18 protein-coding genes and 1 pseudogene are annotated in these 22,273 nt (G+C 71.1%); 10 read left to right on the plus strand and 9 right to left on the minus strand.

Annotation, left to right across the window (positions count from 1 at the left end; all coding sequences use genetic code 11):
* Positions 1-24: 24 nt before the first annotated feature.
* Positions 25-1,323: a phosphatase PAP2 family protein gene (locus ABZ906_RS31450; protein ID WP_361388792.1), complete on the minus strand. Its 1,299-nt coding sequence runs from the start codon at positions 1,321-1,323 to the stop codon at positions 25-27.
* A gap of 312 nt (positions 1,324-1,635) precedes the next feature.
* Between ABZ906_RS31450 and ABZ906_RS31455 the strand changes: the two genes are divergently transcribed.
* The 3 genes and pseudogenes from ABZ906_RS31455 to ABZ906_RS31465 form a co-directional block, all read left to right on the plus strand.
* Positions 1,636-2,292: a hypothetical protein gene (locus ABZ906_RS31455; protein ID WP_361388519.1), complete on the plus strand. Its 657-nt coding sequence runs from the start codon at positions 1,636-1,638 to the stop codon at positions 2,290-2,292.
* A 218-nt stretch (positions 2,293-2,510) separates the two neighbouring features.
* Positions 2,511-5,153 carry a rifamycin-inactivating phosphotransferase gene (rph, locus tag ABZ906_RS31460; RefSeq protein ID WP_361388522.1) on the plus strand — a complete coding sequence of 881 codons (2,643 nt, stop codon included), beginning with the start codon at positions 2,511-2,513 and terminating at the stop codon, positions 5,151-5,153.
* A gap of 22 nt (positions 5,154-5,175) precedes the next feature.
* Positions 5,176-5,274, plus strand: a pseudogene (locus tag ABZ906_RS31465) (ABC transporter ATP-binding protein); the annotation flags it as partial.
* Between the two features lie 52 nt (positions 5,275-5,326).
* Here the strand turns inward: ABZ906_RS31465 and ABZ906_RS31470 are convergent.
* Positions 5,327-5,905, minus strand: coding sequence for a dihydrofolate reductase family protein (locus tag ABZ906_RS31470; protein ID WP_361388525.1), 579 nt, complete (start codon positions 5,903-5,905; stop codon positions 5,327-5,329).
* 70 nt (positions 5,906-5,975) lie between these two features.
* Positions 5,976-7,262 carry an enterobactin transporter EntS gene (gene entS / locus ABZ906_RS31475; protein ID WP_361388528.1) on the minus strand — a complete coding sequence of 429 codons (1,287 nt, stop codon included), beginning with the start codon at positions 7,260-7,262 and terminating at the stop codon, positions 5,976-5,978.
* A 135-nt stretch (positions 7,263-7,397) separates the two neighbouring features.
* Here entS and ABZ906_RS31480 point away from each other — a divergent pair, with 135 nt between their 5' ends.
* Positions 7,398-8,105 (plus strand): TetR/AcrR family transcriptional regulator C-terminal domain-containing protein, encoded by a 708-nt coding sequence (locus tag ABZ906_RS31480; RefSeq protein ID WP_361388531.1) that lies wholly within the window; start codon positions 7,398-7,400, stop codon positions 8,103-8,105.
* 39 nt (positions 8,106-8,144) lie between these two features.
* On the opposite strand, the gene ABZ906_RS31485 is transcribed toward ABZ906_RS31480, so the two are convergent.
* Positions 8,145-9,059, minus strand: a complete 915-nt coding sequence (locus ABZ906_RS31485) for a LysR family transcriptional regulator (RefSeq protein WP_361388534.1) — start codon at positions 9,057-9,059, stop codon at positions 8,145-8,147.
* 216 nt (positions 9,060-9,275) lie between these two features.
* On the opposite strand from ABZ906_RS31485, the gene ABZ906_RS31490 reads away from it, so the two are divergent.
* Both ABZ906_RS31490 and ABZ906_RS31495 read left to right on the plus strand, forming a co-directional pair.
* On the plus strand, positions 9,276-10,112 hold the full coding sequence (locus ABZ906_RS31490) for an inositol monophosphatase family protein (protein ID WP_361388537.1): 837 nt from the start codon (positions 9,276-9,278) through the stop codon (positions 10,110-10,112).
* 40 nt (positions 10,113-10,152) lie between these two features.
* Positions 10,153-10,839 carry an NAD(P)-binding domain-containing protein gene (locus ABZ906_RS31495; protein ID WP_361388540.1) on the plus strand — a complete coding sequence of 229 codons (687 nt, stop codon included), beginning with the start codon at positions 10,153-10,155 and terminating at the stop codon, positions 10,837-10,839.
* Positions 10,840-10,854: 15 nt separating this feature from the next.
* Here the strand turns inward: ABZ906_RS31495 and uvrA are convergent, their stop codons facing one another.
* From uvrA to ABZ906_RS31510, 3 genes are all read right to left on the minus strand, one after another.
* A complete protein-coding gene (gene uvrA / locus ABZ906_RS31500) occupies positions 10,855-13,335 on the minus strand; it encodes an excinuclease ABC subunit UvrA (protein WP_361388543.1) in 2,481 nt (826 codons plus the stop codon).
* Between the two features lie 57 nt (positions 13,336-13,392).
* The gene (locus ABZ906_RS31505) at positions 13,393-13,893 is read right to left on the minus strand and encodes a hemerythrin domain-containing protein (protein ID WP_361388546.1); all 501 of its coding nucleotides are present in this window, start codon (positions 13,891-13,893) and stop codon (positions 13,393-13,395) included.
* Between the two features lie 167 nt (positions 13,894-14,060).
* Complete coding sequence (locus tag ABZ906_RS31510; RefSeq protein ID WP_361388549.1) at positions 14,061-14,471, minus strand: ATP-binding protein; 411 nt, start codon at positions 14,469-14,471, stop codon at positions 14,061-14,063.
* Positions 14,472-14,734: 263 nt separating this feature from the next.
* Here ABZ906_RS31510 and ABZ906_RS31515 point away from each other — a divergent pair, with 263 nt between their 5' ends.
* The gene (locus ABZ906_RS31515; protein ID WP_361388552.1) at positions 14,735-15,028 is read left to right on the plus strand and encodes an alpha/beta hydrolase; all 294 of its coding nucleotides are present in this window, start codon (positions 14,735-14,737) and stop codon (positions 15,026-15,028) included.
* Positions 15,029-15,089: 61 nt separating this feature from the next.
* Here ABZ906_RS31515 and ABZ906_RS31520 read toward each other — a convergent pair whose 3' ends face one another.
* Together ABZ906_RS31520 and ABZ906_RS31525 are read right to left on the minus strand one after the other, a co-directional pair.
* Complete coding sequence (locus ABZ906_RS31520) at positions 15,090-15,554, minus strand: peroxiredoxin (protein ID WP_361184477.1); 465 nt, start codon at positions 15,552-15,554, stop codon at positions 15,090-15,092.
* Between the two features lie 318 nt (positions 15,555-15,872).
* The gene (locus tag ABZ906_RS31525) at positions 15,873-16,721 is read right to left on the minus strand and encodes a SigB/SigF/SigG family RNA polymerase sigma factor (RefSeq protein WP_361184474.1); all 849 of its coding nucleotides are present in this window, start codon (positions 16,719-16,721) and stop codon (positions 15,873-15,875) included.
* Between the two features lie 372 nt (positions 16,722-17,093).
* Between ABZ906_RS31525 and fdh the strand changes: the two genes are divergently transcribed.
* From fdh to nrfD, 3 genes are read left to right on the plus strand one after another with little or no spacing between them, the layout of a single operon-like run.
* Entirely contained in the window at positions 17,094-20,342 is a 3,249-nt protein-coding gene (gene fdh / locus ABZ906_RS31530; protein ID WP_361388795.1) for a formate dehydrogenase, read from the plus strand.
* Complete coding sequence (locus ABZ906_RS31535; protein ID WP_361388555.1) at positions 20,339-21,259, plus strand: 4Fe-4S dicluster domain-containing protein; 921 nt, start codon at positions 20,339-20,341, stop codon at positions 21,257-21,259. Before fdh ends, ABZ906_RS31535 begins: the two co-directional genes overlap by 4 nt.
* Positions 21,256-22,248, plus strand: a complete 993-nt coding sequence (nrfD, locus tag ABZ906_RS31540) for an NrfD/PsrC family molybdoenzyme membrane anchor subunit (RefSeq protein ID WP_361388558.1) — start codon at positions 21,256-21,258, stop codon at positions 22,246-22,248. The genes ABZ906_RS31535 and nrfD overlap by 4 nt, the downstream gene beginning before the upstream one ends.
* Positions 22,249-22,273: the final 25 nt, after the last annotated feature.

The raw sequence follows: 22,273 nt of genomic DNA on the forward strand, positions 1-22,273 counted from the left end.
AGCTCATGGCGGCTTCGTAACGGCTCACACCGGTTCGGGTTGTGGCTCCGGCCGTAGTGCCGGTGCGGTTTTCGGGTCCCATTGTCTGGTGGTGCGTACGTAGCCGTAGATCACCGAGGCGGTCACCAGGATGAGCAGCGGGCCGAATATCGCGGGGTGCGCGGCCATCTCCATCGGGAGATAGCGGTACGAGACCAGGAGCGCGGCGAACACCGTCGAGCCGTAGGCGACCAGCTGAATGCTCTGCCGGTTCCAGCCGCGGTCCAGTGAGCGCAGCGCCGCCTCGACGGTGAGCGTGAACACGATGCCGGCCAGGAGATCCACGCCGTAGTGGTAGCCGAAGCCCAGGGTCGCGCTGAGTGTGGCGACGAGCCAGAACGTACCCGCGTACCGCAGAAGACGCGGGCCCTTGCGGGAGTGGATGAAGATCGCGGTGGCCCACGCCGTGTGCAGGCTGGGCATGCAGTTGCGCGGGGTCAGTCCGTCGTACGGCACCGGGTGCGGGACGGTGATCGGCAGAGGTGTGTGCGGCCACAGGTTGGCCGTCGCCCACTCCACGCCGCCGGTGCCCGAGGTGCCGGGGCCGTAGGCGAAGATCGGCCCGACCACCGGGAAGATCATGTAGAAGGCCGGTCCGATGAGGCCGATCACCAGGAACGTACGCACCAGGTGGTGGCGCGGGAAGCGGCCCTCGGACGCCACGTTGCGCAGTTGGTAGAGGGCGACGGCGATCGCGGCCACCGCGAGCTGGGCGTAGACCAGGTCGAGGACATGGGTGGTGACCGGGCCGCTGGCCCTGAGCAGTCGGCCCGCCAGCCATGACGGGCTGCCCAGGGCGTGATCGGCGATCGCCACGTACGGGTCGAGCACGGTCGGGCGGGTCTTCGCCGTGATGAGCAGCCAGGTGTCACCGGTCTTGCGTCCTGCCACGAGGAGCAGCCCCAGGCCGACGCCCTTGAGGAGCAGGGTCCGTTCCTTGCCGGTGCGGCGCGTGATCGCGATGAACGCGCAGCCCAGCATCACCCACAACGCGCCGTTGCCGAAGAACTGGCCCTCGGGCACGTCAGCGTCGATCGCCCACCGCACCAGCACGAAGACGAGGTCGATGGCGATCGCGGCACCGGCCGCGATGAACCGCTGCCGCCAGGTGAGCACCACCATCATCAGCGCCAGGCCGCCGTACAGCGGGCCCGGTTTGGGCGGGAGCAGCACCTCCCGCGCCTGGTTGGTGATCGGGCCCGGCATGCCGCCGTAGCGGCGCGCGGCGATCTCCAGTGCGACGAGGAAACCGAGGGCCACCAGGCACGCCGCGGTCCACAGGATCACCCGTGGCTGACGCCATGCGCCGGACTTGATGGTGCGGTCTATGCGTGAGAACACCCGCGAAGCTGTAGGTATCAATTACTTAACCGATTTGGTAGGTGATGTTCAGATAGATGCCCCTTCGTGTTGCGTGACGTGGTTTCCGGTGAAGGAAGGTGATGGGGCGCCCCCGTCGCGAGGTCGATCATGCCATTGAGGTAGCTCCGCAGTTGTCGATGGGGCGGTTGAGACGAATGGGACTGCTGCGCGTACGTGACGGCACACGGAAACCCATCCGGCGCCGGCGTACACCGCCGGGGACAGGAGTCGCACGTGTCGCGCAAGAAGACCCTCAGCCGCAGGAAAAAGGTTGCTCTCCTGGTGGGAGCCGCCGCCCTGGTGGCGGGCACCGCCGTGGTGATGACCGGCACGAGCCAGGCCTCGGTGGCGTGTGACGGCCTGGCCACCGCGCTGACCAACAACGAGGAATTCATCGCGGGCCAGCGGGCGAACCCCGATGCGCAGTCGGCGGCGCGGATCGCCAACCGGGAAGCGGTGATCGAGGAGATCAGGCGGAAGCAGGCGGCGTCGGGCTGCGAGGGGGGTGGGGACGCGGAGGCCGGGCCGGGCGCCGGTGGGGACGTTGCGCAGCCCCCGGCCGAGGAACCGGGCGACGAAGCCACGACCATGGCCCCCACCACGGCCCCGCCCGCGGACGGCGGCTCGGACGCGGGAGCGGAAGGCGAGGTCGTCTGCGCCGGTTCCACCGTCACGCTGTCCGGCGAGGGCGGAGCACCGGCCGCCTCCAGCAACGAGTTCCCCGTCGGTACGCAGCTGAAGGTGACGAACCTGGACAACGCCAAGTCCACCACGGTGGAGGTCACCTCGACGTCGGGCAGCTGCGTACTCCTCAACAACGAAGCGTTCGAGGAAGTCCGCGAGCCCGGAAAGTTCCTGATCCGCAAGGCACGCATCGAGCGCGTCGGGTAGACGGAGCCTGCGCCTGCCGGTTCAGTGCAGGTGCCGTGGCGAAAATGGCCGCCAAAAGGAAAAGGCAAGGAGATCGCTCTCCTCGCCACTCCTAACCTATAGCTCACTTGGGGGCTTGCGGCAAGGCCCGGGGGGTGGCGCAGAATCTTCGGCCGAGGCCACAACCTGCGGAAACGGGGCGCACGACGCGCCCGGCCGGAGGCCACGGAGGTAGCGCAGTGAGCGAGCAGTACGTGTTGGATCTCCACGAGGTCGACGGGACGCAGTCTGCCGTCGTCGGCGGCAAGGGCGCACACCTGGGGGAGCTGTCGCGGATCGAGGGTGTCCGCGTGCCGGGCGGATTCTGCGTGACGACGGACGCCTTCCGGCGGGTCATGGCGCAAGAGCCCTCGATCGACGACCGGCTCCTCGAGCTGTCGCGCCTGAACCCCGATGACCGCGAGGGGATCCGCACGCTCAGCGCGGAGGTCCGCCGGAGCATCGAAGAGATCACCGTCCCCGGCGATCTCGCGGCCGCGGTCACCGGGGCGGTCACCCGGCTCGGCGAGCAGGCCGCCTACGCCGTCCGGTCCAGCGCGACGGCGGAGGACCTGCCGACGGCCTCCTTCGCCGGCCAGCAGGACACGTACCTGAACGTCGTGGGGCCGCAGGAGGTCCTCAGGCACGTCAGCCGCTGCTGGGCCTCGCTGTTCACCGAGCGGGCCGTGACCTACCGGCTGCGCAACGGCTTCGACCACCGCGCGATCCACATGGCCGTGGTGGTGCAGCAGATGGTCCTCCCGTACGCGTCCGGCATCCTGTTCACGGCCGACCCCGTCACCGGCAACCGGAAGGTCGCCACCGTGGACGCGGGCTTCGGACTCGGCGAGGCCCTGGTCTCGGGCCTGGTGAACCCGGACGTCTTCAAGGTGCGCGACGGCGAGATCATCGCCGAGGTGATCGCCGCCAAGCAGCGCGCCATTCACGCCCTGCCCGCGGGCGGCACGCGGCAAGTGACCGTCGACCCGGAGCGGCAGGAGCAGCCGGCGCTGACGCACGCCCAGGTCGTACGGCTTGTGCAGCTCGGGCGGCAGATCGAAGCGCACTTCGGCCGCCCGCAGGACATCGAATGGTGTCTGGTCGACGACGACTTCCGGATCGTGCAGAGCCGCCCGATCACGACGCTGTTCCCCGTCCCCGCGGCCGACGACCAGGAGAACCACGTCTACCTCTCCGTCGGCCATCAGCAGATGATGACCGACGCCATGAAGCCCCTCGGGATCTCCGTGTGGCAGCTGACGGCCATGGTGGAGATGCACGAGGCGGGCGGGAGGCTGTTCGTCGACGTCACCCGGCGCCTGGCCTCGCCCGCGAGCCGCGCCGGTCTCCTGGACATGGTGGGGAAGGGCGATCCGCTGTTCAGGGACGCGCTCGAGACCGTCCTCGACCGCAGCGACTTCGTCCCGGCGCTCCCGGACGCGGCTCCCACCGGCCCGCCGCCGGGCGGGGCACCGGCCGGCGGCACATCTGCCGGTGGCGCTCCTGCCGGTGGCGCACCCGCCCCGATCGCCACCGATCCGGCCATCGTCACCGAGCTGATCGAGCGCAGCCGGACGTCGATCGCCGCCCTGGAACGCGACATCCGGACGAAGACCGGACCGGAGCTGTTCGACTTCCTCCTCGAGGCCTTCGCGGAGCACAAGAGGGTCCTCGGTGACCGGCTGAGCATGCAGGCGATCATGGCGGGGATGGAGGCCACGTGGTGGCTCAACGACAACCTCCAGGAATGGCTGGGCGAGAAGAACGCCGCCGACACGCTCACGCTGAGCGCCCCCGACAACATCACCTCGGAGATGGGGCTCGCGCTCCTCGATGTCGCTGACGTGATCCGCCCGCATCCGGAGGTGGTCGCGTTCCTCCAGGGCGTCGAGGACGACAGCTTCCTGGACGAGCTGCCCAAACTCGCGGGCGGCACCGAGGCGCGCGAGGCCATCGAGGCCTACCTCGACCGCTACGGCATGCGCTGCGTCGGCGAGATCGACATCACGAGGCCGCGCTGGCGCGAGCGCCCCGGCACGCTGCTGCCGGTGATCCTCGACAACGTCAGGATCTTCGAACCGGGCGCCGCCGCACGGCGTTTCGAGGAAGGGCGGCAGGAGGCGCGGAAGAAGGAACAGGACGTGCTGACCCGCCTGCGGGCCCTGCCGGACGGGGAGCGCAAGGCCGCCGAGACCAAGGAGACGATCGACCGGCTGCGGACCTTCGTCGGCTACCGCGAGTACCCGAAGTACGGCATCGTCAGCCGCTCCTTCGTCTACAAGCAGGCCTTGATGCGGGAGGCCGAGCGCCTCGTGCGGGCCGGTGTGCTGCCGGAGAAGGAGGACGTCTTCTACCTCACGTTCCAGGAGTTCCACGACGTCGTGCGCTCGGAGCAGGCGGACGCCGGGCTCATCCAGCGGCGCAAGGAAGCGTTCCGCTCGTACCAGGCGCTCACGGTGCCCCGGGTCCTCACGTCGGACGGCGAGGCCGTCGCCGGGTCGTACCGGCGCGAGGACGTGCCGGAAAGTGCCCTGGTCGGCCTCCCGGTCTCCGCCGGGACGATCGAGGGCAGGGCCCGCGTCATCCTCGACATGGCGGAGGCCGACCTCGAGGAGGGTGACATCCTGGTCACGGCCTACACCGACCCCAGCTGGTCACCCCTGTTCGTCGGCATCACGGGCCTGGTCACGGAGGTGGGCGGCCTGATGACCCATGGCGCGGTGATCGCACGGGAGTACGGCTTGCCCGCCGTCGTAGGAGTGGCGGAGGCGACCCGCCTGATCCAGGACGGGCAGCGGATCCGCGTGCACGGAACCGACGGGTACATCGAGTTCCTGTCGTGAACAGCCAGGAGAGAGGCGCGACGTGAGCAGGGAGGTCAGCCGGCTGCTCGCGCCGCGCGCGGGCCGTGTCGTCCTGGACGGGAAGGAAGTGCACCAGCTACCCGCGAAGGAACTCGCCCGCATCACCGGCGAGGGCGCCCGGCGGCTTCCCACGCGCCTGACGGCGTGGCGGCTCAGACGTGCAGGGCGGGCCGGTAGACGAGCTCCTGGATGTGGCCGTCCAGCGTCGTCTGTTCGATCAGTTCGAGGTCGAAGTCGGCCGCGCCCTTGAAGATCGGGTCGAGGCCGGTCTCACCGGTGATCACCGGGAAGAGCGTCACCTGGACCCGGTCGACCAGACCGGCGGCCATCAGCGCCCGGTTCATCGACAGACTGCCGTGCGAGCGCAACGGCACTTCCGACTCCTCCTTGAGCCGGGCGACGACGTCCACGGCATCGCCCTTCGCGACGGTCCCGTGCGGCCAGTCGATGGGGCCCACCAGCGTGTTCGACACCACCGTCGCCGGCAGGTTCCTCATCCGTGTGACCCACGGGTCACGCACATCGGACGTCTCGGTGCTCGACGCCAGCATCCGCGCGAACGCCCGATAGGTGTGGGCTCCGAACACCATCCGCTGCTCCTCGTCGTACAGGGCGAGACGGTGGTCGAGGAGCTCGGGGCCCTGCTTGCCCCAGTAGCCGGTCCACTTCCCGCCGGCGGCGCCGAAGCCGTCGAGGCTGGAGAAGACGTCGAAGGTGTAAGTGGCGGTCATGATGCTCTCCTCGTACGCGGGTGCCGGTGTGCCGGCCGTCGGAGATACAGACCGCCGGCCGCGGCCGGACTCATCGCTCGTGGACCCGCGCGTCCGCAGGCGCGGGAGCGGGCGAGTCCTGCGGTCCGGGCAGACGGGCGCGGCGCAGGGCGGGGAACGCGGCGGCGACCGCGAGGGTGGCGGCGACGCAGACGAGACCACCGGTGATCACTGCCGTACGGGCGCTGGTGAGTTCGGCCAGGAACCCGACCGCGGCGTTGCCCAGGGCCGGTGAGACGGTCGCCTGGACCATCCACAGGCTGCTGACCCGGCCGCGCAGTTCGTCGGGCGTGCCGTGCTGGAGGAGGGCCGAGCGCAGGGTCTCGGAGATCAGGTCGCCCAGCCCGGCGAGGGCGAGCAGCACCAGGGCCACCGGCAGCAGTGACGTCGCGCCGAAGCCGGTCAGCGAAAGACCCCACAGCAGGACCGCGCCGATCAGGGCGTGACCGCCGGCCCGGCCCGTCCAGCCGCTGGTCAGCGCACCGATGAGGGCGCCGAGCGCGGGGGCCGCGTAGAGCAGCCCCACCACGCCGGGGCCGCCCCCGAACTGCTGGTCCGCCAGGACGGGGTAGAGGGCCTGCGGCATGGTGAAGACCATGGCCGCGGCGTCGATGAGCAGCAGGCCGACGACGAGCCGGTGGCCCCGGACGTAGCGCATCCCGTCGGTGACCGCGGTGAAGGCCTGACGGACGCCCTGGGTGCCGGGGGAGTTGGCGGGCGGCAGCGGCCGTACGAACACCAGGGCCACGGAGAAGACCGACAGGCCGACCGCGTCGACCGCGAAGCAGGCGGCGAGCCCCGGACCCGCGACGAGCACGCCGCCGACGGCCGGCGCGAGGAGGGCCGACAGCTGGGCGGCGGCGGAGGTCAACGCGCCCGCGGAGGCCAGGCGTTCGGTGCCGACGAGGGCCGGGATGGCCGCGAGGAGGGCCGGGCCGCCGAGGCCCGCAAGGAGACCGGTCAGGCCGGCGGCAACGTAGATGAGCCACAGATGCGGCTGCGGCAGCAGTGCGTTGAGGGCCAGCGAGGCCGCGACGAGCGGCAGCGGGAGCCGGGTCGCCAGCATCAGCAGCCGCCGGTCGCAGCGGTCCGCCAGTACGCCGCCCGCAAGGACGCCGACCACCATCGGTAACGCACGGGCGAGGCTGACCAGGCCGATGTGGGATGCCGAACCGGTGAGGTCGTAGATCTGCACGGCCACCGCCACGCTGGTCATGAGCGTGCCGAACAGGGCGGCGATGAATCCCGCGAAGAGCAGACGGAAGTCGCGGCTGTCGCGGAGCGGGGTGAGGTCCATGGCGATACGGGACGGGCGCACGGGCGACTCCAGGGGGGAGTTAGGCGAGCCTTACCGGGGAAACCCTGGCGTCCGGAATCCTTAAAGTCAACATGTGTGAAGTTCAGTGCGCCCGACCGGTTCACGGGCGCTCGGTGCTTGCTAGCCTTCAGGGCGATGAGCAGCGACACTCCGGCCCGGCGGCGGCCGACCCACCGCAAGGGCCGCGCCACGCTCACCCGCGAGTCGGTCGGGCGGGCGGCACTGGACTTCCTGGGAAGCCGGGGTCCTGCCGAGCTGACGATGCGCTCGCTCGCCCTCGACCTGGGCGTCTCGCCCCGCGCGCTCTACAACTACGTCGAGGACCGGCGCGATCTGATCACGCTGGCCGCCGAGTTGTTCGAGGCCGACTGGCGTCCGCCGGAGTTGGACGCGGACCCGGACCGGTGGCGGGGGAGCCTGCGGGGCCTCTGCCGCGACCTGCGCGCGCACTACCGGCGCCACCCCGGCATGACGACGCTGGCCCTGCGCGAGAACGTCACCATGGCGCGGCATCCGGCGATGCTGCGGAACGTGGACACGATGATCGGGTTCTTCGAGGGCGTGGGGCTGCCCCTGGCGGACGCCTACCGCGCCTGCATGGAGGCGATCCGGCTCGTCGTGGGCTTCGTGGAGTTCCAGGACGCCCTGTACGACCGGCCACCGGCACACCTGGACCCCGCCGACCTCGACCGACTGCCCCCGCCCTGGCTCCAGTCGGCGACGGAGGCGGAACTGCCGCACCTGAGCCGCGTCAGCGACCTGGAGCCCAGTACTCCGGACACGCTGTTCGACTTCTCCCTGGACACCTTCATCGAGGGCATCGCGGCCCGCCTGCGCCCCTAGGAACTCATCGCGGCACGGAGCGAGTTCAGGGGGGCGATTTCAGTCGGACCTGCTGCCGTCGAGCAGAGCCTCCAGGGCCGAACCGGCCTGTGTGCGCAGCCAGGCGTGGGCGCGGTCGTTGTCGTGGCGTTGGTGCCAGACCAGGTACAGGGGGATCGGCGGCATCGCGAACGGCAGGGGCAGCGTCCGCAGGCCGAGACCGCGCAGGGCGGAGTCGGTGACGGCTTCCGGCACGGTGACGACGAGGTCGGTGTCGAGGACGAGCGGAAGCGCTGCTGAGGCGCTCGGTGTCGCGGCGATGACCCGGCGTTCGAGACCGAGGGCGGCCAGGGCGTCGTCGACCGGGTCGCGCAGGCGCCCGCGCCGGGAGACGGTGAGATGTCCGGCCGCGGCGTAACGCTCGGGGGTGAGGGGCCCGTCGGTCAGGGGGTGCCCGGGGCGGACCGCCGCGACGAGGCGGTCCTCGCCGACGAGTTGGTGGCGGATGTCGGGCACCGAAGGCTCGGCGGAACTCGATTCCAGGTCGACCTCGCCGCGGCGCAGCTCCGGGGTGTCGGAGTTCGACTCCGCGACCAGGCGCAACCGTACGCCCGGAGCCTGCCGGTGGACGGCGGCGAGCAGGGCGGGGCCGCACGCCGAAGCCAGCGCGTCGTGCCAGCGGACGGTGAAGGTCCGCTCCAGGGTGGCCAGGTCCAGTTCCCTTTCCCGGCTGAGGAGTTGGTGAGCCTGGTGGACCAGGTCGTGGACCTGCGCGCGGATCTCGAGGGCGTGCGGGGTGGGGACCATCGTCCGGCCGGTGCGGACCAGGATCTGGTCGCCGGTGGTCTGGCGGATCCGTCCGAGGGTCCGGCTCATCGCCGGGGACGTGACGTGCAGACGGGCGGCCGCGCCGGCCACGCTGCCTTCCTCCAGGAGTGCGTCCAGGGCGGTGAGCAGATTCAGGTCCAGTTGCATGAGAGTAATCCTAGAGCTTACAAACATGCACTTGCTGTTAATTCGCGGGCTGCCTACCTTCGAGTCACGGACGGCGACGCACCGCATGCCGACCGCATCAACGGACGGCGACGCACCGCATGCCGACCGCATCAACGACGGCGCGGCAGAGCATCGGCGCGATACCTCTCGCCCTCTCGCCGTCCTCCACTTCGCTGAGACCTCCGGGAGCGCTTCATGTCCGCTGACACCAGCCGGCCCACCGTCACCAGCACGGGCTCCGACTTCGACGACGCCCTGCTCGACCAGGTCACCGCCGCCGTCCGCGCGGCGGGTGACCGGCTGCGCGAGCGCTTCACACCGCAGGCCCGCGGCACCAGTGGCGAGGAGATCGTCACGGAGATCCACGCCAACGACGAGGCCGTGCTCGACATCCTGAAGGCGCCCCTGCTCGCTGCCCGGCCGGGCGCCGGGTGGGCCGAGGACGAACTCGACGGCGGCGCGCTGCCGCCGGGGGAGTGGTGGATCGTCGACCCGGCCGAGGGCAACATCAACCACGTCCACGGCATGCCCGACTGGGCCGTGACCGCCACCCTCGTACGGGACGACAAGCCGGTTCTCACGGTGGTCCATCTTCCGCTGACCGGTGACGACTACACCGCGGTGGCCGGACGCGGAGCCCACCTGAACGGCGCTCCGCTGCGCGTGTCCGCCAAGACCGATCTGGGCGCGGCGCTGACCGGCACGGGCCAGGCGCGGCCCGGCGAGGACGAGCACACGTTCCGCCGGATCGGCTCGTCCGTCACACAGATGCTGATCAACGGCCTCGTCGTACGCGTCTCCGTGCCCGCCACCCTTCAGTTGATCCAGGTCGCCGCGGGCCGTATGGACGCCTTCTGGCAGTTCTCCGACGTGCGTTCGGGTCTGGTGGCCGGCGCGCTCCTTGCCGCCGAGGCGGGAGGCACGGTCACCGACATCAACGGCAACCCGTGGAGCCTGGCCAGCCCCGACTTCCTGGCAGCCGCCCCCGGCATCCACGCCGCGGCCGTCTCGGTCCTGTCCCCGATCGCCTGATCACCCGTCTCCTCTTCCTGTCCGCAAGGAGCACAGCAGCATGACCAGCATCGGCATCCTCGGCACCGGCCGCGTCGGCAGCAGCCTCGCCCGCGCACTGGCCGCCGCCGGCCACGACGTCACCCTCGGCCACCGACAGCCGCCCGAGCAGGCCTCCGAACCGGCATCGGAACCGGCACCGGAACAGGCAGAGACCGGCGCGAACAGCCCGGCCGAGCATCAGATCCGCCTCGCCGACCAGCGCCTCACCGCCGCCACCGCGGACATCGTGATCAACGCGACCCCGGGCGACACCGCCCTGGCACGCCTGTCCGCCCTGGCCACCGAACTGACCGGCAAGATCCTCATCGACGTCTCCAACGCCACCCGACACAGCCCCGACGGGCTGCCCGCGGACCTCTGCTACCCCGGCAGCAGCCTCGCCGAGCAACTCCAGCAGGCCCTGCCCGCGACCCGGGTCGTCAAGACGCTCAACACCATGCTCTTCCCGGTCGTGACCGCCCCCGCTTCCCTGTCCACCCCTCCCACCGCCTACCTGTCCGGCGACGACGCACACGCCAAGTCCGTCGCCGCGGGACTCCTCGACGACCTCGGCTGGCAACCCGGATGGATCGAAGACCTCGGCGACGTCACCACGGCCCGTGCCACCGAAGCACTTGTCCTGCTCGTCCCGCACGTGCTGCGCCGGGGCGGCTTCCGGCCGTTCGCCGTCTCCCTCGCACGCTGAGCGGGCGGGTCCGGCTCAGGACCCCGCGAGGCGCGGCGCCAGATAGGGCGCGGTGGCGCTGCGCTTCGATCGGGCGACCTTCGCGGGTGTGCCGGTGGCGACCACCCGGCCGCCCGCGTCGCCGCCGCCGGGGCCGAGGTCGATGACCCAGTCGGCGGTGGCGATCGTGTCCAGGTCGTGCTCGACCAGGACGACCGTGTTGTCGGCGTCGACGAGTTGGTGCAGCTGTCGCAGCAGCAGTGCGATGTCCGCGGGGTGCAGGCCCGCCGTCGGCTCGTCGAGGAGGTAGAGCGCGTGGCCGCGCCGGGCTCGCTGCAGTTCGGTGGCGAGCTTGATGCGCTGGGCCTCGCCGCCGCTGAGTTCCGTCGCGGGCTGGCCGAGGCGCAGGTATCCGAGCCCCACCTCCCGGAGCGTTTCGAGGCTTCGGGACGCGGCGGGGACCTCGGCGAGGAACGTCGCGGCCTCGTCGACGGACATCCCGAGAACCTCCGCGATGGTCTTGCCGCGATACGTCACTTCGAGGGTCTCGGCGTTGTACCGCGCGCCCCCGCACGTCGGGCACGGGGCGTAGGTGCCGGGCAGGAACAGCAGTTCGACCGCGACGAACCCCTCGCCCTGGCACGTCTCGCACCGCCCGTCGGGCACGTTGAAGGAGAAGCGGCCGGGCGTGTAGCCGCGCGCCTTCGCCTCGTCCGTCGCCGCGTACAGCTTGCGTACGGCGTCGAACATCCCTGTGTAGGTGGCCAGATTGGAGCGGGGGGTGCGGCCGATGGGCCGCTGGTCGACTCGTACGAGCCGGTCGAAGGATTCGACCCCGGCCGTGTCCCGCACCTCGATCTCGAACTCCGTTCCCTCGTCCTCCTCGGAGGGCTCTTCCGGCTCAAGCCCGAGGTGGCCGCGTACGACCTCGGCGAGCACCTGCGTCACCAGGGTCGACTTCCCGGAGCCGGACACTCCGGTCACCGCCGTCAGTACGCCCAGCGGCACGTCGACGGACACGTCGCGCAGATTGTGGCGCGAGACGCCGCTCAGGTGCAGCCAGCCCTGCGGCTTGCGGGGGCGGCGGGCGGCGGGCCGGGCACGTCCGAACAGATGGCGGCCGGTGGCCGACTCCTCGACCGCTTCGAGGCCGGCGACCGGACCGCTGTACAACACCCGCCCGCCTGTTTCCCCGGCGCCGGGTCCGATGTCGACGACCCAGTCGGCCCGGCGTACGACGTCCATGTCGTGCTCCACGACGAACAGCGAGTTGCCCGACGCCTTGAGCTGGTCGAGGACGTCGAGCAGGGGCTCCGCGTCGGCGGGGTGCAGGCCGGCGGACGGTTCGTCGAGCACGTAGACCACGCCGAAGAGCCCGGAGCGCAGCTGGGTGGCGATCCGCAGGCGCTGTGCCTCGCCGGGCGAGAGCGTCGTCGAGCGGCGGCCGAGACTGAGGTAGCCGAGGCCCAGGCCGAGCAGTACCTCGATACGAGCGACCACGTCGGCGCAGATCCGCACCGCCACCTCGGTGCTCTCCCCGGACCGGGCCGTCGACGTGGCGGCCGACGCGTCCGGCAGCTCCGCCACGGGCCGCAGCAGGGCCGCTACCCCGGTCAGCGGCAGCGCGTTGACCTCGGCGAGGGAGCGGCCCGCGAAGGTGACCGCGAGCGCTTCGGGCCGCAGGCCGCTGCCCTGGCACGCGCGGCACGGCACGCTCCGCACGAACCGCAGCGCGCGCTCGCGCATCCGCTGGCTCTTGGAGTCGGCGAGAACGTGCATGACGTGCGCACGGGCGCTCCAGAACTTGCCTTCGTAGCCGTAGTCGACACGGCCCGGCTCGGGCTCGATGAGCACGGAGGGCTGTTCGTCGGTGTAGAGCAGCCACTCCCTGTCCTTCTTCCTGAGCCTGCGCCACGGTCGGTCGATGTCGATGCCGAGACCGCTCACGATGCTGCGCAGGTTGGCGCCCTGCCAGGCACCGGGCCAGGCCGCGATCGCGCCGTCCCGGATGCTCAGCGAAGGGTCCGGGACGAGCAGTTCCCCGGCGACGTCGAGCACGGCGCCCAGGCCGTGGCACAGGGGGCAGGCGCCGGCCGAGGTGTTGGGCGAGAACGCCTCCGCCTCAAGGCGTTCGGCATTCGGCGGATAGGTCCCGGCGCGTGAGTAGAGGATGCGCAGCAGGTTGGACAGCGTGGTGAGGGTGCCGACCGTCGAGCGTGAACTGGGCGCCCCGCGCCGCTGTTGCAGGGCCACGGCGGGCGGCAGCCCGGTGATCTCCTGCACGTGCGGGGCGCCGACCTGTTGCAGCAGCCGGCGGGCGTACGGCGCCACGGACTCGAAGTAGCGGCGCTGGGCCTCGGCGTAGAGCGTGCCGAAGGCGAGGGAGGACTTGCCCGAACCGGAGATGCCGGTGAAGGCGACCAGCGCGTTGCGTGGAATGTCCACGTCCACGTTGCTCAGGTTGTGCTCGTTGGCGCCCAGGACACGCACGCAGTGCTCAGCCGCAGAATCTTCCATGCCATGTCTTTAACCGTTCGCGCTGCCGGGCTTGGCCGCCACGCGAATGAAAGACGGTCAGGCCCGCACGATACGGCGGACGTTGTCGATGTCTCCGCAGCCCGCCCCGAGCTGCTTGGCGCGCTCCTCGGTGAAAGCGGTGCCCAGTTCCTCGCGGCGCTCCATGGCCACGTTCTCGCGTGCGCTGTTGAGGATCGTCCGCTCCTCCTCGTCGGTGTGGTGGGTCACCGCCTCGACGAGCTTCTCCAGCTTGTCGTCCCAGTCGTCGGAGCCGACGTCCTCGACCTCCAGGAGGGCCAGCAGAGCCTTGTTGCCCTCCTCGTGCTCCTCGACGCCGTGTTCGACCTCGTCGTTGTCGATGTCCCGGTAACGCTTGAGCGAGGGATAGACGTCCCTCTCCTCCGCGAGCGCGTGCGCGATGAGCAGGCCGGCGAACTCCCGCAGCGCCTCGGCCCGTTCGGCTTCCACGCTGCGCATCCGGCGGAACAGCTCCTCCATCCGCCGGTGATCGTCGAGGATCAGCTCTACGACGTCGGTCGACGCTGCCTTCTCCGGCATGCTGGGGCTCCTTCTCGGCAGGGGGCACAGGGGCGCGGTGCGGTGAGCGCCTCCGTACAGATACGTAACGTGCGCACCGCTCCCACGCGGTGCGCCGGGTACCCGGCCGTCGCGTGTGTCACTCCTGCGGCCTACCGAAGCGCGGCGTACGTATGACCGGAGCGCGCTCAGCGGGCGCTGCCGGGTTCGCCGGACAGGGCGATGCGGGCGGTGATGCGTTTGCCGGCCGGTTCGGGGTGGACGTCGAAATTCTGGGCGACGGCCATGACGATCTCCAGACCGTGCCCGCCGATCCTGAGCGGGTCCTCGGAGCGGGCGACGGGCCGGGCAGCGGCGCTGTCGTGCACGGTCACCGCCACCGTGGCGTCCACGATGCACAGCTCCATCAGCATCGGCCCGGGCGCGTACTTGCAGGCGTTGGTGACCAGCTCGCTGACCACCAGCTGGGTGAGGTCCATCGCGCGGGCGGAGACATGGACATCCTGGTCCGCCCGGGCGCGCGTGAGGAAGTCGACCGCGAGGTGGCGTGCCTCAGCGATGGAGGAGTCCCCGCCGTTCAATGGGACGGCGACACTCATGGTGTGAGTTACTGACGGCCCGTCGCCGTCAATGCCGGCTGACTCCATTTCCTCTCCACCTTCATCCCCGTTGTCTGCGCTCCCCTACCCTGCTGGGCGCGGTACATACAGGTCTGGCTCGTATCGATAATCCGTTCGAGTGAACCCGTCCGTCACGTAGGGCAGGTCCGCGGTGTCTGCCCGCCCCGTACCGCGCCGACGGGTCCAGTCGAGAACATGGTGTCAGACCTTCGCCCGGAGCGACCGCCCATACGGCAGGCGCGGTGATACCGGCGCCCGGGTTCGGCTGTGACCAGTACCTCTGGCGCCTGGCGGTGCCGCTTCCGGAGAACGACTTCACCGTGGCGCCGTTCGACCAGGTGGGTGCCGGGCGCTCGGACCTGCCCGGCGTGGAGCGAGGGGCACGATGCGCCGCTGGACGGGGCTACACGCAGGACGTGCTGGAGCTCTGCCGTCAGCTGGACCTCGGCCCGGCGACGTTCGTCGGGCACGCGGTGAACGCGATGACGGGCGCCCTTCGCCGCGACCCCGGCAGCCGGAGACCTTCGCCGGCCTGATCCTGCGCGCCCCATCGCCGCGCTTCATCGCCGATCCGGCCAGCGGCTGTCACGGCGGGCTCTAGCCGGCGGTGGACCGTAGGGCCGCCAGGGCGCGGTCCGCGTGGGCGCTCATGCGGAACTCGCTGCGCACCACCTCCAGGACGCGCCGGTCGGGTCCGATGACGAAGGTGGCCCGCTTGGTCGGCAGGGGACCGAAGCCGCGGGCCACGCCGAACTGACCGCGCACCACGCCCTCCGGGTCCGACAGGAGCGGGAAGCCGAGTGTGTTCCGTCCCGCGAACTCGCGCTGGCGCTCGACGGGGTCCGAGCTGATCCCCACCGGCCGGGCGCCCACCGCCGCGAACTCCGCTGCCAGATCCCGGAAGTGGCACGCCTCGGCGGTGCAGCCCGGTGTCATCGCCGCCGGGTAGAAGAACACCACCACCGGGCCCTCGGACAGCAGCGACGAGAGAGTCGTGGGCGTGCCCGTCTCGTCGGGCAGCGTGAAGTCCTCCACGAGGGAGCCGACTTGGATGCGGGTCATCGCTTCACTCCTCGGCCGGGGCGGATGACGCCGACAGGCGGAGCGGAAGCGAGAGGCGGACGAGGGGGGTGGACGGGCACGGGGTCTCCTCGGGGCGCGGCGGAACAAGGCACGAGCGACGGGCACGAGCACGGGCGCTGACACCGGCATCGGCCGGCATCAGCGCCTGCTCTGCCCCGCGATACTACTCGGCGGTAAGCAGCAGTGCCCGCAGCCTGGTTCGCCGCGGACACCACGTCGGAGCCCCTGGAGCCGCCCTGGTGCCCCAGGGGCCGATCAGCCGCGTGCGCACGAGGCGCACACGAGACCTGCCGTCGATCACGCCGCCTTGACGTGCCCGCTGTCGCGCTCCGCGCTCTCGTCGCCGCGGACGGCCTCCGCGCGGACCCGGGCACAGCTGGTGGTGATCAGACGGGACACGTGCATCTGCGAGATGCCGAGCTCCTCGGCGATCTTGCTCTGCGTCATGTCCTCGAAGAAACGCAGGTACAAGATGGTGCGCTCACGCTCCGGCAGCCGCCGCAGACCGTCCTTGGCGGCCTCCCGGTCGGTGATGAAGTCGTAGGCGGGATCGGACGCGCCCAGGGTGTCCGCAAGGCTGAATCCGTCGGGGTCCGCGGAGATCTCCGCATCGAGCGACAGGGCGCTGTAGCTGGTCAGGGCCTCAAGACCGTCATGGACCTCGGCCTCGGTGAGGCCGGTGTGCTCGGCCAGGTCCGCGATGGTCGGCTCGGCGTCCCTGCCCGGCTGTTCCATGATGTCGCGGCGCGCGACCCGCACCTTGTTGCGCAGCTCCTGCACGCGCCGGGGCACCCGAACGTCCCACATGCGGTCGCGGAAATGCCTGCGCAGTTCCCCGGTGATGGTGGGCACGGCGTAGCTCTCGAAGGCCCCGCGCTCCGGCTCGTACCGGTTGACCGCCTTGATCAGGCCCATCGCGGCGACCTGCCGCAGGTCCTCGAGGTTCTCGCCCTTGTTGCGGAACCGGCCGGCGAGGCGGTTCGCCATGGGCAGCCACGCCGTCACGATCTCCTCGCAGAGCAGGTCGTGCTCGGGGCCGCTGTCGAGCGTGGCGAGATGGGCGGCAGCCGCCTTGGTGTCGGGGGCGTCGTCGTGGGGGCGTCCCTTGCGGCGACGGGCGGAAGGTGCGGTGGCATCGGTAAGCATCGAAAAACGCTCCTCAACGGTGGGCGAACAGATGACCGCGAGAAACGGGATGGCCCGGAGCCGGACATCCAGCGGGAGTGGATACACCGCTCCCCGCGGATGCGCCTCCGGTCCGAAGCACGATGTACGCCTGCCCCTCGACTCGGAGGGGAAACAACGATCGGCCGGGTGGATTTCCCGGAGCGCCCGATCAGCAAGATCAGAGGAGCGCCGATCGCACACCGTGCGGCCGACGCATCACCCGCCACTTCCCGGGTACCTGGCCGCCGCACCGCCAAGCCGCCCCGCTCGCTGCGCAAGCCCGCCCGGGTGAGCCTGGAGGAGGTGCCCGCCGCCGAGGGCGGGCCCCGCGGACGCAGGGAAGGACGTGCCATGGGCATGCGCAGGCGGATCAGCCGGTGGCCCGCGTACCGGCAGTTCACCGAGGGAGACCCGCTGGGCCGGGGACGGGCCGCGATGTCCGGGCACACGGCAGGCCTGCGGCCGCGTACCGATTCGGCTGATCGGGTCGTCTCCTCGGTGTGCCCCTACTGCGCGGTCGGCTGCGGACAGGAGATCTACGTCAAGGACGAGGCGGTGGTCCAGATCGAGGGCGACCCGAACTCGCCCGTCAGCCGAGGCCGGTTGTGCCCCAAGGGCTCGGCGACCCTGCAGCTCACCACCGGAGACGCCCGCCACCACCAGGTGCTCTACCGGCGCCCCTACGCCGATGACTGGGAGCCGCTCGACCTCGAAACGGCCATGGACATGGTCGCCGACCGGGTGATCGAGACGCGGCGCGGCACCTGGGAGTGGCAGAACGAGGAGGGACTGCGCACCGCGCGCACCCTGGGCATCGCCAGCCTCGGCGGCGCGACCCTGGACAACGAGGAGAACTACCTCATCAAGAAGCTCCTCACGGGGCTCGGCGTGGTGCAGGTGGAGAACCAGGCCCGCGTCTGCCACAGCTCCACGGTCGCGGGCCTCGGTACCTCGTTCGGACGCGGCGGCGCGACCACCTTCATGCAGGACCTCCAGCACGCGGACTGCATCGTCATCCAGGGGTCCAACTTCGCCGAGGCCCACCCGGTGGGCTTCCAGTGGGTGATGGAGGCCAAGGCACGCGGCGCCCGCATCATCCACGTCGACCCGCGCTACACCCGCACCAGCGCCCTCGCCGACCTGCACGTACCGATCCGGGCCGGCAGCGACATCGCCTTCCTCGGCGGGATCATCAACCACGTCCTGAGCGAGGAGAAGGACTTCAGGGAGTACGTCCTCGCCTACACCAATGCCGCCACGCTCGTCGGCGAGGACTTCCGCGACACCGAGGACCTCGACGGCGTCTTCTCCGGCCTGGACGAGGAGAAGCACCACTACGACCAGCGCAGCTGGCAGTACGAGGGCGTCGACGTGCAGGCGCCCGCCGGTGACGTCGACGAACAGTACGAGCAGCGCGCACGCGAGACCGGCGAGGCGGAGACACACGGTTCCGGAGGGGCGCAGACGGAGAGCGCGCCGCCCCGCGACGAGACCCTGACCCACCCGCGGTGCGTGTACCAGGTCCTCAAACGGCACTACGCGCGCTACACCCCTGAGCTGGTCGAGGAGAGCTGCGGAGTGCCCCGCGAGACGTTCCTCGAGGTGTGCGAGGCGCTGACCTCGAACTCGGGCCCGGAGCGGACCAGCGCCTTCGCCTACGCGGTGGGCTGGACCCAGCACTCGGTCGGCTCGCAGTACATCCGCGCGGCCAGCGTCCTGCAGCTGCTCCTGGGCAACATCGGCCGGCCCGGAGGCGGCATCCAGGCGCTGCGCGGGCACGCCTCCATCCAGGGCTCCAGCGACATCCCCACGCTGTTCAACCTGCTGCCCGGCTACCTGCCGATGCCCAACGCCCACGCGCACGAGACCCTGGACGCGTTCATCGAGGCCAGCCGCACGGACAAGGGCTTCTGGGCGAACATGCGGGCCTACTTCGTGAGCCTGCTCAAGGCCTATTACGGCGAGGCGGCCACCGCCGACAACGACTTCTGCTTCGACCACCTGCCACGCCTCACGGGCTCGCACTCGACGTACGAGACGGTCATGGCGCAGCTGGACGGCGTGTGCAAGGGCTACTTCCTGATGGGGGAGAACCCGGCGGTCGGCTCCGCCAACACCCGGTTGCAGCGCCTGGGCATGGCCAACCTCGAATGGCTGGTCGTACGTGACTTCTCGCTGATCGAGTCGGCCACCTGGTGGCAGGACGGCCCGGAGATCGAGACGGGCGAGATGAGCACCGAGGACATCGCCACCGAGGTGTTCTTCTTCCCCGCCGCCGCGCACACGGAGAAGTCCGGTTCGTTCACCAACACCAACCGCTGGGTGCAGTGGCACCACGCGGCCGTCGAGCCCCGCGGCGACGCGCGCAGCGACCTGTGGTTCACCTACCACCTGGGCCGGCGCATCAAGGAGAAGCTGGCCGCCTCCGACGACCCGATGGACCAGCCCGTGCACGACCTGACCTGGGACTACCCGGAGGAGGGGCCGCTGCGGGAGCCGGTGGCGGACGCGGTGCTCGCCGAGATCAACGGCCATGGCGCCGACGGGGGCCCGCTCTCGGCCTACACCGAGCTGAAGGACGACGGTTCGACGCGGTGCGGCTGCTGGATCTACTGCGGGGTGTACGCGGACGGCGTCAACCAGGCCGCCCGCCGCAAACCCGGCAAGGAGCAGGACTGGGTGGCCGCCGAGTGGGCCTGGGCATGGCCCGCCAACCGCCGCATCCTCTACAACCGGGCATCGGCCGCCCCCGACGGCACCCCGTGGAGCGACCGCAAGGCCTATGTGTGGTGGGACGAGAGCGCCGGCAGATGGACCGGGCACGACGTGCCGGACTTCGTGCCGGACCGCGCCCCGGACCATGTGCCGCCCAAGGGCGCGACCGGGCCCGACGCGCTGCGCGGCGACGACGCCTTCATCATGCAGGCCGACGGCAAGGGATGGCTGTACGCACCCGCGGGCCTGGAGGACGGTCCGCTGCCCACGCACTACGAACCCCAGGACTCGCCCTTCCCCAACGCCCTCTACCCGTCGAGGTCGCGCTCTCCCGTCCGCAAGCTGATGCCGCGCGAGGGCAACCGCTACCACCCCAGCGGCGACGAGCCCGGCAGCGAGGTCTATCCGTACATCGTCACCACCCACCGCCTCACCGAGCACTTCACGGCGGGCGGCATGAGCCGCTGGTCGCCCTACCTCTCCGAACTGCAGCCGGAGTTCTTCTGCGAGGTCTCGCCGCAGCTCGCCGAGGAGTGCGGCCTCGAGCACACCGGCTGGGCCACCATCATCACGGCCCGCAACGCCGTCGAGGCCCGCGTCATGGTCACCGCACGGATCAAGCCCCTCACCGTGCACGGGCGCACCGTCCATCAGATCGGCCTGCCCTTCCACTGGGGCCCCAACGGCGTGACCACCGGCGACGCGGCCAACGAGCTGATGGCCATCGCCCTCGACCCCAACGCCCACATCCAGGAGGACAAGGCCCTCACCGCGGACATCCGGCCGGGCCGGCGCCCCCGCGGCCCCGACCTGCCCGAGCTGGTCGCCGACTACCGACGGCGCGCGGGCATCACCGAGACCACGGGTACGGAGACCAAGACATGACGGAGCGCCATCTGCTGAGCGGGGCCGAGCCCGACCCGGCCCGCGACGCCGGTCACCCCGAGCCGCCCCCGCGGGTCGGTTTCTTCACCGACACCTCCGTATGCATCGGCTGCAAGGCCTGCGAGGTGGCGTGCAAGGAGTGGAACGCGATCCCGGAGGACGGGCTCTCCCTCACCGGGATGAGCTACGACAACACCCAAGGGCTCGGCGCCTCCACCTGGCGGCACGTCGCCTTCATCGAACAGACGGTGCCCGAGCCGCAGGGGCGCACCCGGCTCCCGCTCGTGGACGGCGCGGCGCAGGCGGCCCCGCCGCAGGAAGCGGGGGAGAGCACCCGCTGGCTGATGTCGTCCGACGTGTGCAAACACTGCACCCACGCGGCATGCCTGGACGTCTGCCCCACCGGCTCGCTCTTCCGTACGGAGTTCGGCACGGTCGTCGTCCAGGAGGACATCTGCAACGGCTGCGGCTACTGCGTGCCCGCCTGCCCCTACGGCGTCATCGAACAGCGCCCCTCGGACGGGCGGGCGTTCAAGTGCACCATGTGTTACGACCGGCTCGGCGCCGGGCAGGAACCCGCCTGCGCCAAGGCATGCCCCACCGAATCCATCCAGTTCGGGCCCCTGGACGAGCTGCGGGAGCGGGCCGCGCTGCGCGTCGGCCAACTGCACGAGGCGGGCGTGAGCGGCGCCCACCTCTACGGCGACGACCCCGAGGACGGAGTCGGCGGCGACGGCGCGTTCTTCCTGCTCCTCGACAAACCCGAGGTGTACGGGCTGCCGCCCGACCCCGTGGTGACCACCCGCGACCTGCCCGCCATGTGGAAGCACGCGGGAGCGGCCGCCGCGTCCCTGCTCGGCGGATTCGCCTTGTCCTTCGCCCTGCCCGCTCTCGCGCGAAGGAGGGGGACGCGATGAGCGAGCGACGAGGACGCCAGGGGCGACGGGGGCGCCGCGGACGCCGGGGCGAACAACTCATGGTGCCGGAAGCCGAGTTCGCCTCGTACTACGGACGGCCGATCATCAAGGCACCGTCCTGGTCCGCCACGGACATCGCCGGATACTTCTTCCTGGGCGGTCTCGCGGGCGCGGGCTCCGTCCTCGCGGCCGGCGCCCACCTGACGGGCCGTGCGAGCACGGCCACCGCCATGAAGGTGTCCTCGCTGGGCGCCGTGTCCCTTGCCGCGGCGGCCCTCATCCACGATCTCGGCGTGCCGAGCCGCTTCCCGAACATGCTGCGGGTCCTCAAGCCGACATCACCGATGAGCGTCGGGTCCTGGCTCCTGGCCGCCTACGGTCCCGCCGCCGGAGCGGCGGCCGTCTGTGCGACCACCGGCCGCCTGCCCCGTATCGGCGCGGCGGCGACCGGCGCGGCTGCCGTGTTCGGCCCGGCCGTGGCGTCCTACACCGCCGTTCTGGCTGCCGACACCGCGGTGCCCGCCTGGCACGGGGCCCACCGCGAACTGCCCTACGTCTTCACCGCGTCCGCCACGGCCGCCGCCGCGGGCATGGCCCTGGTGACAGGCCCCCTGCACGAATCTGCTCCGGCCCGCTGTGCCGCGGTGGTGGCGGCGACGGCCGAGGCCGCGGCGGTGCGGGCGGCGGAGGAACGGCTCGGCATGGTCGCCGAGACCTACCGGCAGGGCCGCGCCGGACAACTGATGCGCTGCGCGCGGTGGTTGACGGCGGCCGGTGCCGCGGGGGCCGCGGTGCTCGGCGGGCGCAGCCGACCGGTGGCGGTGGCCGGCGGTCTTGCGATGCTCGCCGGATCGGCCTGCACGCGCTTCGGCATCTTCGCGGCCGGTATCGCTTCGGCCGAGGACCCGAAGTACACGGTGGTCCCGCAACGGGCGAAGAGCGGTGCCGAGTCTCCGACGTGCGACCCCCGCGACCACCACGAATCATGAGATCGACCCACCGACGAGGAAGGGG

The sequence above is a fragment of the Streptomyces sp. NPDC046925 genome (assembly GCF_040644915.1).
Taxonomy (GTDB): domain Bacteria; phylum Actinomycetota; class Actinomycetes; order Streptomycetales; family Streptomycetaceae; genus Streptomyces.

Coding starts and splice junctions, on each gene's coding strand:
- ABZ906_RS31480 (WP_361388531.1), top strand. CDS start 7,398: ATGAGCAGCGACACTCCGGCCCGGCGGCGGCCGACCCACCGCAAGGGC.
- ABZ906_RS31490 (WP_361388537.1), top strand. CDS start 9,276: ATGTCCGCTGACACCAGCCGGCCCACCGTCACCAGCACGGGCTCCGAC.
- ABZ906_RS31505 (WP_361388546.1), bottom strand. CDS start 13,893: ATGCCGGAGAAGGCAGCGTCGACCGACGTCGTAGAGCTGATCCTCGAC.
- ABZ906_RS31495 (WP_361388540.1), top strand. CDS start 10,153: ATGACCAGCATCGGCATCCTCGGCACCGGCCGCGTCGGCAGCAGCCTC.
- ABZ906_RS31470 (WP_361388525.1), bottom strand. CDS start 5,905: ATGACCGCCACTTACACCTTCGACGTCTTCTCCAGCCTCGACGGCTTC.
- fdh (WP_361388795.1), top strand. CDS start 17,094: ATGGGCATGCGCAGGCGGATCAGCCGGTGGCCCGCGTACCGGCAGTTC.
- ABZ906_RS31535 (WP_361388555.1), top strand. CDS start 20,339: ATGACGGAGCGCCATCTGCTGAGCGGGGCCGAGCCCGACCCGGCCCGC.
- ABZ906_RS31510 (WP_361388549.1), bottom strand. CDS start 14,471: ATGAGTGTCGCCGTCCCATTGAACGGCGGGGACTCCTCCATCGCTGAG.
- uvrA (WP_361388543.1), bottom strand. CDS start 13,335: ATGGAAGATTCTGCGGCTGAGCACTGCGTGCGTGTCCTGGGCGCCAAC.
- nrfD (WP_361388558.1), top strand. CDS start 21,256: ATGAGCGAGCGACGAGGACGCCAGGGGCGACGGGGGCGCCGCGGACGC.
- ABZ906_RS31485 (WP_361388534.1), bottom strand. CDS start 9,059: ATGCAACTGGACCTGAATCTGCTCACCGCCCTGGACGCACTCCTGGAG.
- ABZ906_RS31525 (WP_361184474.1), bottom strand. CDS start 16,721: ATGCTTACCGATGCCACCGCACCTTCCGCCCGTCGCCGCAAGGGACGC.
- ABZ906_RS31520 (WP_361184477.1), bottom strand. CDS start 15,554: ATGACCCGCATCCAAGTCGGCTCCCTCGTGGAGGACTTCACGCTGCCC.